Source organism: Acinetobacter sp. YH16051, from assembly GCF_013417135.1.
In the GTDB taxonomy this organism is placed as follows: domain Bacteria; phylum Pseudomonadota; class Gammaproteobacteria; order Pseudomonadales; family Moraxellaceae; genus Acinetobacter; species Acinetobacter towneri.
In genome coordinates this window covers 71091-79273 of record NZ_VPEN01000011.1, presented here as the reverse complement: position 1 = coordinate 79273, position 8183 = coordinate 71091, and the positions used below count along the sequence as shown (strand labels likewise).

The window sequence follows — 8183 nt, the reverse complement described above, 5'->3', positions numbered from 1 at the left end:
TACATTAGCCAACCATTGAAAGAAACACTTAAAGAGCAAGGCATTGATTTAATTACTTATCCAAGAAAAAATATGAGAGTGACCTTATTGCCATTTTCTGATGAATTTCATCTACGACAACGTAAAAGAATTGAAACATTGATAGGATTATTGAAAGAAAAATATCACTTAGTTACGAGTAAACATCGTTCGATTGCTGGTTTTTTAGCAAGCGTATTTTCTTCACTATGTGCGTATCAACTTTGCCAAAAGAATAAGCCTAAAATTCATGTGATTAAATCTTTGGCTTATCCGTAACTGGGGTTATATTATTAAAAATCAAACTGAATAAAAGCGAAAAGGAAGCTCTCGCTTCCTTCTCCAAAACAACTTAAATCCCATACTTCACACGGTACGCTTCCATTTTCGCCAAGGCATCTTTTTCACCTTTAGCATCCAAATAATTCATTAAATCTTTCATGGTAATTAAAGCATGCACAGGAATTTCCAACTCTTTTTGCACTTCCTGAATAGCAGACAAATCGCCCTGACCTTTTTCTTGACGGTCTAAAGCCACCAATACGCCCGCAATTTGTGCGCCTGCATTTTTCAAAATAGTCACCACTTCACGAATAGCCGTACCCGCAGTAATCACATCATCAATAATCCAAACTTTTTTGCCCTCAACCGCAGCACCCACCAACACACCGCCTTCGCCATGATCTTTGGCTTCTTTACGGTTAAACCCCCACGGCACACTTACGCCATGATTTTGCGATAAAGCCACTGCTGTAGCTGCCACAAATGGAATACCTTTATAGGCAGGCCCGAAAATAACATCTACATTTTTGCATTGCATGAGTTGATCTGCATAGCCCGAAGCCAATAGCGATAAAGCTTCGCCATCATTCAACAAACCTGCGTTAAAAAAATAAGGACTCACACGACCCGATTTTAAAGTAAACTCACCAAATTTAAGCACACCACGTGATAAGGCGAGTTCGATAAAAGCTTGCGGGTTAAATTGAGCTGGCGATGTCATGAGGTGCTCCAAATTAATACATTGAGGTAAGACCTGAGCATGATACCAAAGAGTAGCTATCCGAGTGATCAAAAAATTCTTCGAGTGGTTTCAATTAACGTCAATGGGTTGCGTTCATCGGTAAGCAAAGGCTTACTCGAATGGTTGGAAAAGTCTGAAGCAGACGTGATTTGCATGCAGGAAAGCCGCATCACACACGCCCAATGGACCGATAAATTTAAGCCAGAAGGCTGGCACACGCATCTTTTCCCTGCAGAACGCGCAGGCTACGCAGGGACAGCTATTTATAGCCGTTTGCCGTTTGTTTCTGTGCAAAATGGTTTAGGCTTTGAATTGGCCGATTCTCAGGGTCGCTTTATCAGTGCTGAATTTGATGTAGGACTGGATCACCCAATTTACATCTGTTCACTGTATTTGCCTTCTGGCTCTTCAGGTGAAGAAGCCCAAATGCGGAAAGATCACTTTTTAGAAGAGTATCAAAAAATTCTAAAACAGTGGCGTGAAGACAATAAATCGATCATTGTCTGTGGCGATTACAACATCGTGCATAAGCGCATTGATATTAAAAACTGGTCGGGCAACCAAAAGTCTTCAGGTTGTTTGCCGCATGAACGTGCATGGTTAGATCATATTTACAATGATTTGGGCTATGTCGATACCTTCCGTGAAGTGCGCCATGAAGCGGAGCTGTATTCTTGGTGGTCAAATCGCGGGCAAGCCCGTGCCAAGAACGTTGGTTGGCGGATTGATTATCATGCTTGCTCACCCGACTGGAAAGCACGCACTGTCAATGCTTGGGTGTATAAAGACGAATGGTTTAGTGACCATGCTCCCGTGATTATTGATTATAAGATTTAGGGTCTATTGACATTTCATAAATGGTTTGCGCTGTAGGCTAAAACTGAGCAGATCAGGCGTGAAACGCAGGGAATAGTGGGTCTATTGCCAAGTTTCATAACGCAATCTGAGAAAGTTTTAGCCACAGCCTGAGCAAAAACAAGCACTGCTTTGTTTGCAGCGCAAGGCGCAGCGAAGGACGAGCATATTTTTTTGCTGCTATTGCGTTATGTGCCAGTCATTTAGAATGGCTAAATTTCCTGTCCCATGCCTTATATCAGCTAAAAATATGCGTCGTCGCAAACATAGACGAATTGTCAATAGTCCCTTATTCACACAAATTTCACAGCCTACACGAGTGAACAATTGTTCACTCAACTGAGGTTCAATTCGCACATAATCTGTCGACTTTGTGTATTTATCTTCAAGTCGATTCAGCGCATTATTGCATCACGGCAAAGGGACAGTCAGGATGACACAAAAGGATTGGAAGCCGAAGGATGGAAAGTAAACTAACTGGTTTTGGTTAGTTTCAAGGATGTAACAATGGACGTTAAAATGAGACCCGCATAATCAGGATGATTAAATGCGGGTTTTCTCTTTTTATCATCTTATTTTCTGTTTTGCGCTATTACTGTTGTTCTTCACTGTATTTTTTATTTTCACTAGAGTCTGTTCTTATCAAGTTTTTCATTTTTTTCTGTTTATGCGTCCCATTTTAGAGCGATCAAGTGTCAATTTGGTGACATCGGTATGACGTATTGATGACACATACCATTTAAACAGCCAATCATTGTTCACTGCAAGTTTCTAGCACTTAGCGCTGTTTTGGGCTAGGCTATAGCCAGTTTGATGATATTAACGTGAAAAAAATATGTTAAAAATTTATGGGATTAAGAACTGCAATTCAATGAAAAAAGCCTTCGATTTACTCAATGAATTGGGGCTAAGTTATGAGTTTCACGATTATAAAAAACAAGGGATCGATGCCGACACTGTCAAAAGTTGGTTAGATGCGCTTGGGCAAGATGTAGTACTGAATAAAAAAGGCACCACTTGGCGCAAACTCAGCGAAGCAGAACAGCAAGCTGCTTTGGCCAGTGAAGCCAACTTAATTGAAGCACTTTGCACTCACACCAGTTTAATTAAACGTCCTGTCTTAAAAACTGAATCAGGCTTTATTGCGGGTTTTGATGAAGCGGCTTATCGTGCTTTAGGTTAAGTTTAAAAAAATACCAATAAAAAAACCTGCTCACATGGAGCAGGTTTTTTTATATCCTGTGCAATATGATTTCAACTGCACAGGTGGAATACATGCTTAGTTCGCACGAATCCATGTTTGGTTACGACCCAATGCCGCTACACCAATGAAACCACGCAATTCCAGTTTCTTACCACCATCGGCAAGTTTACCTTTTAGCTTGTAGGTTTTACCTGTTTGCGGGTCAAGAATTGAACCACCATCGTAGCTCGTGCCGCCTGTATTTTTCAGACCGCGAACAATGGTCAAACCTTTGAGTGATTTGTTGTGATACGGACCTTCACATTTTGTACAGGCATTTTCTTCACCAGGCGTTAAAATTGACTGAATGCTTGCGGTTAAAGTTCCATTTTTTTGCTCAGTAAATCTTACCGTGGCTTTGGGTTGTTTGGTTTTGTCGTCAATTGTTTTCCAAACTGTGCCGTTAAGCGGATCTGCAGCATTGGCCAAAGCGCTTAAACCTAACAGCCCGAATGCAAGTGCAATTTTTTTCATTGTTTTGTTTCCCTGGTCTACTATCAGACAACTTTATTATTAAAAAGTCACAACAAATTTGCAATTTTTGAATGTGACCGTTTAGTGTACCCTTGTAAATTATGTTGGTAAATACACAAATATCCGATCAAATAAAGAACAAGATGGAAAAATCATGAAGATTAACCCCATGTGGAAACAAATTATTACAGAGCAGTTTTTAAAAACCACCATTCGCAAACCAAGCCAATTTAATTTACCCCCCAATTCTGTACGTTTTGCACTAGAACAAATGTGCCGTTTATTTCCCATGCAAAAGTCGGTGCAGGTACGCGCGCTGCGTTTAGCAGGTCTGCATGCCGAAGAATTAAAACCACAGAATGCTGCAACACAGCTCATTTTTCATATTCATGGCGGGGCTTTTTTTCTGGGTTCGTTAAATACCCATCGAGCATTTTTGAGTCAAGTTGCGGCACGCACCCAAATGCAAGTGATTCATGTCGATTATCCGCTTGCACCTGAGCATCCTTTTCCACATGCTTTGGAAGCCGTGTTTGATGTCTATCAAAGTCTGTTGGCGCAAGGTATACACGCCAAAGATATTATTTTGTCAGGAGATTCTTGCGGTGCAAATTTAGCGTTGGCGCTAGCTTTAAAAATACGTGATGAGCAATTGCCGCAAGTGAGTGGCTTAATGCTGCTGTCACCATTTTTAGATTTAACCCTCACCAGTGAATCCTTGCGTTATAACAGCAAGCATGATGCCCTGCTGTCAATTGAAACGCTGGAAACAGGCATTGATTACTATGTACCGCCTGAACTTGATCGGGCAGACCCGCAAATTTCGCCATTGTTTGATGATTTACACGAATTACCACCAGTTTTAGTACAAATTGGCTCTAAAGAAATTTTGCTGGATGATGCAACACGTTTTAAAGAAAAAGCCGAACAGGCAGGCGTAGAAGTGCATTACAAACTCTACACGGGTATGTGGCACAATTTTCAAATGTTTTCACCGTGGTTTGAAGAAGCCAAACGTGCATTGGCAGATTTAGCAGAGTTTGCACATCGGCAAGATCAGAGCTAAGTTCAACCATAACAAGGCTTTGCTAACCAACCCTTTTAGCCGATCCATCTATATAAAAAAAGCTCAGCACCCTCAAGGCACTGAGCTTTTTTTATTGAAATAGTGGGTTAAATCGCCTGAATTTTTTGCATCGCATTGGCAACAGCTTGGTCTTTAAATTCCGACATACTCACCCCTTCAGCGCGAATAATTTCTACATCATTCACCCCTGTAAAGTTGAAGATGGTTTTCAAGAAATCTTCCTGAAAATCAGCAGGGCTATTATCACCATACACACCGCCACGGCTGCTGGCGATATAGGCTTTTTTCTCACCCGCCAAACCTACAGGCCCTTGCTCGGTATATTTAAAGGTTCTTCCCGCCACGCTAATGCGGTCAATCCATGCTTTTAAGGTTGAAGTCAAACCAAAGTTATACATGGCTGCACCCACCACCACGACATCGGCATCAATATATTGCTGGATGATTTTTTCACCTAAAGCCGCTTGTTCTGCATCTTGTCCCATTAAAATTTCGGCAGTTAAGTGCGGAATCGGCTGTTATGCCAAATCTAAATAATCGACCTGTGCATTGCTATTTTTTGCAGTCAATTGTTGCACAATCGCTTGGCTTAACTGACGTGAAACTGAGTTTTCACCTAAAATACTCGAGTCGATGTGTAAAATTTTCATGGGGATGTTCCAATCTTGTATTCATTTAATAACGCTATTTTAATCGTGCAGCGTAAATAGAATAATTGGGAAAACTAAGACACTATGTTTTATTTTTGGAACAAAAAAGACCACTTTACCGCACAAAAACTTCCGCAGTATTTTTCCTAATCCTGCTTTTTCCAAGTCATTTTGCTGGTTTTTGATAAGGCTCTAAATAATTGACCCACATTGCTTCTTGTGATGCGGCGTGTACCCAAGCGCGCATAGCAGGATGCTGCATCACCCGCTGCATATAGTGTTGGCTGTTGGCACTTACAGGCAAGGCATAAGTCATAAAACGCGTCACCACAGGAGCATAAAACGCATCGGCAATGCTAAATTCACCACACAAGAAACCATCTGCTGCAGGACGTGCCGACCATATGTGTTCAATGCGTGCCACATCCTGCCTTAAACCCGAATGTTCTTGCCATAATTTTGTACCCACTTCTGCTAAATTGGCGCGAATATTCATGCCACATAAACTGCGTAAATCGGTAAAACCACTGTGCATTTCTGCGCTGATGCTACGCGCCCAAGCGCGTTGCTGTACATCACGCGGCCAAAGTGCCTGTTCAGGATATTGCTCTGCCAAGTATTCACAAATGGCGAGAGAATCCCAAATCAACATGCCCTGATCTAACAAGGCAGGCACTTTACCATTGGGGTTAATTTCTAGGACACGTTGTTTAAAATCGCCCTCGCCACGCTCGCAGGGAAAGTTCAGTTGTATTTCTTCAAAAGCCAAGTCAAACGCCTTCAGTACCAACCACGGGCGCATCGACCAGCTCGAATAATTTTTATTGGCAATATACAGCTGCATCATGGCGATGACTCCTGTGTGGTTTGAAGTTGCTGCAGTTGATTTAACAAAGTGCTCTCGTTAAATGCACCTGTTAAACGCAGACTGCGAATTTCTTGTTGTTGTGCATCCAAAAATAAAAAGGTAGGTGGCCCTAAAATTTCCCATTGATTCAACAAGGCTTGATGACTGGCATCGTAATGGCTTAAATCGAGTTTAATTAAATAAAATTCTGCAAGTGCCTGTTTCACGGTGGAGGATGTCAATACCTGCTGTTCAATCGGACGGCACGCCACACACCAATCGGCATAGACATCTATAATCATGCGCTGATTTTTCGGAGCTTGGGCAAGTAACTGTTGTAATTCCGTTGCAGTCGTTGCACGGTGCCATTCTAAAACCGCATCGTTTTCCTGCTGCCAAAAACGCTGGCTGTGTTGATATTGGTTATAAATCAGATACGGCACCACCACCAATAACGCACTCAGATAAATCGCCCGCAGCACACCATGATAGCCGCTCAAACGATGCAGCACATAGCCGACAAAACCCAGTCCAAGTGCCAAACTAAGCCATTGCATCCATGCTTCACCCAATAAAGGACGAATAAAATACAACGCCAATGCCAACATAATAAAGGCAAACAGCACTTTGACTTGATGCATCCACAAACCTGCGCGTGGTAAAGCTTTTGCCCCAAGCACACTGGCCAATAATAACGGCGTACCCATACCAAAACCGAGCGTAAATAACAGCAACGCCCCCTGCATCTGACTTTGGGTTTGTGAAATAAACAATAACGCCCCTGCCAGTGGTGCAGTCATACATGGGCCAACTAAAAGTGCCGACAACATGCCCATGAGTGCAGCACCTGCCAAATTACCGCCTTTTTGCATGGATTGTGCCTGATCTAGTCGATTGACCCAAGCACGCGGCAACTTGATTTCAAACAGTCCAAACAGATTTAAGGCAAACAGCACAAATAACAGGCTAAAGGCAATTAAAGTCGCAGGTTGCTGCAACCAGCGCTGAAAATTCAAACCTGCGGATGACGCAATTAAACCCAATATGGCATAGACCATTGCCATGCTACAGACAAAGACCAGTGCAATCGTCCACGCTTTGACACCTTTATGTTCACGCACCAACAAGGAGGTCAAAATGGGCAACATCGGCAAAGAACATGGAGTAAAGGCCAATAAAACCCCTAAACCAAAAAACAGTAGCAAGCCATAAGCAAATGAACTCTGTGCCAGTTTTTCTGACCACATTTGATCTTGTGCAGTGATGGGTTGCGCTGTCGCAACACTTGTTGAGGATGCTAGCGTGGAGTTGGCAGGTGTTGTCGAAAACACATTCTGGGTTGGGTTACTGTGTCCACCCCACAGATTTTTTTGTGCTGCGCTTTGATTGTCTAAAATCACCAAACCAGTGCTGTCTGTCTGAAATTCAATGCGCTGTGGTGGATAACAAAGTCGATCTTGCGCACAACCTTGCCAGCTCACTTGATAGCGCTGTGCAGCCTGCGTGGGAATTTTAAAACTGACTTGTTGATAATAAACCTGAGTATGTCCATAGTTTTCATCATAAACATCTTCTGCGGGAGGCAACTCTAAAGCCAGTATTTGCTGTCCATGCTCAACCTTAAATTGATGCTGATACAAATAATACTGTTCAGGCATGTTCCAGCGCAGTTCGGCTTGTTGGGGATTGACCGATTCAACGCTAAACTGAAAGGCTTGTTCGGGTGGGAGTAAAGGTGCTTCTGCGTGTAGGCTTAGCGAACACAATAAAAGTAGACTTGCGAGCAGACAAGATAAGCCCTGCGCCACATAACGTAAAATATCAGCCATTAGATCAACAGCAACTTGCCAAAAGGTCTGAAATAAGGACTGCTTCATGTTCTGCTCGCCTCGGCATGAACTTTATTAGGATGAAAACGAATCTGCAGCAAGCTTGATGAGTTTAGCCTGCTGCAACATACAACGTATTTTAAAGCTTTAAATGGT

8 protein-coding genes and 1 pseudogene are annotated in these 8183 nt (G+C 42.5%); 4 read left to right on the top strand and 5 right to left on the bottom strand.

The features are described from left to right. Positions 1 to 297, top strand: a 297-nt coding sequence (locus tag FTV41_RS10375; protein ID WP_306669875.1) for a transposase, incomplete at its 5' end; no start/stop codon positions are given. Positions 298 to 370: 73 nt separating this feature from the next. On the opposite strand, the gene pyrE is transcribed toward FTV41_RS10375, so the two are convergent. Further along, positions 371 to 1021 (bottom strand): orotate phosphoribosyltransferase, encoded by a 651-nt coding sequence (pyrE, locus tag FTV41_RS10370; RefSeq protein ID WP_096901637.1) that lies wholly within the window; start codon positions 1019 to 1021, stop codon positions 371 to 373. A gap of 39 nt (positions 1022 to 1060) precedes the next feature. Here pyrE and FTV41_RS10365 point away from each other — a divergent pair, with 39 nt between their 5' ends. Next, positions 1061 to 1879, top strand: a complete 819-nt coding sequence (locus tag FTV41_RS10365) for an exodeoxyribonuclease III (RefSeq protein WP_179988755.1) — start codon at positions 1061 to 1063, stop codon at positions 1877 to 1879. An 853-nt stretch (positions 1880 to 2732) separates the two neighbouring features. Then, positions 2733 to 3080 carry a Spx/MgsR family RNA polymerase-binding regulatory protein gene (locus tag FTV41_RS10360; RefSeq protein WP_026438350.1) on the top strand — a complete coding sequence of 116 codons (348 nt, stop codon included), beginning with the start codon at positions 2733 to 2735 and terminating at the stop codon, positions 3078 to 3080. Between the two features lie 96 nt (positions 3081 to 3176). Here FTV41_RS10360 and FTV41_RS10355 read toward each other — a convergent pair whose 3' ends face one another. Continuing rightward, positions 3177 to 3614 (bottom strand): DUF2147 domain-containing protein, encoded by a 438-nt coding sequence (locus tag FTV41_RS10355; RefSeq protein WP_004974208.1) that lies wholly within the window; start codon positions 3612 to 3614, stop codon positions 3177 to 3179. Positions 3615 to 3768: 154 nt separating this feature from the next. Here FTV41_RS10355 and FTV41_RS10350 point away from each other — a divergent pair, with 154 nt between their 5' ends. Further along, entirely contained in the window at positions 3769 to 4680 is a 912-nt protein-coding gene (locus FTV41_RS10350; RefSeq protein WP_004974206.1) for an alpha/beta hydrolase, read from the top strand. A gap of 107 nt (positions 4681 to 4787) precedes the next feature. Here the strand turns inward: FTV41_RS10350 and FTV41_RS10345 are convergent. The 3 genes and pseudogenes from FTV41_RS10345 to dsbD form a co-directional block, all read right to left on the bottom strand. Next, positions 4788 to 5351, bottom strand: a pseudogene (locus FTV41_RS10345) (FMN-dependent NADH-azoreductase). Between the two features lie 166 nt (positions 5352 to 5517). After that, positions 5518 to 6198, bottom strand: coding sequence for a glutathione S-transferase family protein (locus FTV41_RS10340; protein WP_131261214.1), 681 nt, complete (start codon positions 6196 to 6198; stop codon positions 5518 to 5520). Further along, on the bottom strand, positions 6195 to 8027 hold the full coding sequence (gene dsbD, locus FTV41_RS10335; protein WP_179996526.1) for a protein-disulfide reductase DsbD: 1833 nt from the start codon (positions 8025 to 8027) through the stop codon (positions 6195 to 6197). The genes FTV41_RS10340 and dsbD overlap by 4 nt, the downstream gene beginning before the upstream one ends. Positions 8028 to 8183 lie beyond the last annotated feature (156 nt).

Coding starts and splice junctions, on each gene's coding strand:
- pyrE (WP_096901637.1), bottom strand. CDS start 1,021: ATGACATCGCCAGCTCAATTTAACCCGCAAGCTTTTATCGAACTCGCC.
- FTV41_RS10365 (WP_179988755.1), top strand. CDS start 1,061: ATGATACCAAAGAGTAGCTATCCGAGTGATCAAAAAATTCTTCGAGTG.
- FTV41_RS10360 (WP_026438350.1), top strand. CDS start 2,733: ATGTTAAAAATTTATGGGATTAAGAACTGCAATTCAATGAAAAAAGCC.
- FTV41_RS10355 (WP_004974208.1), bottom strand. CDS start 3,614: ATGAAAAAAATTGCACTTGCATTCGGGCTGTTAGGTTTAAGCGCTTTG.
- FTV41_RS10350 (WP_004974206.1), top strand. CDS start 3,769: ATGAAGATTAACCCCATGTGGAAACAAATTATTACAGAGCAGTTTTTA.
- FTV41_RS10340 (WP_131261214.1), bottom strand. CDS start 6,198: ATGATGCAGCTGTATATTGCCAATAAAAATTATTCGAGCTGGTCGATG.
- dsbD (WP_179996526.1), bottom strand. CDS start 8,027: ATGGCTGATATTTTACGTTATGTGGCGCAGGGCTTATCTTGTCTGCTC.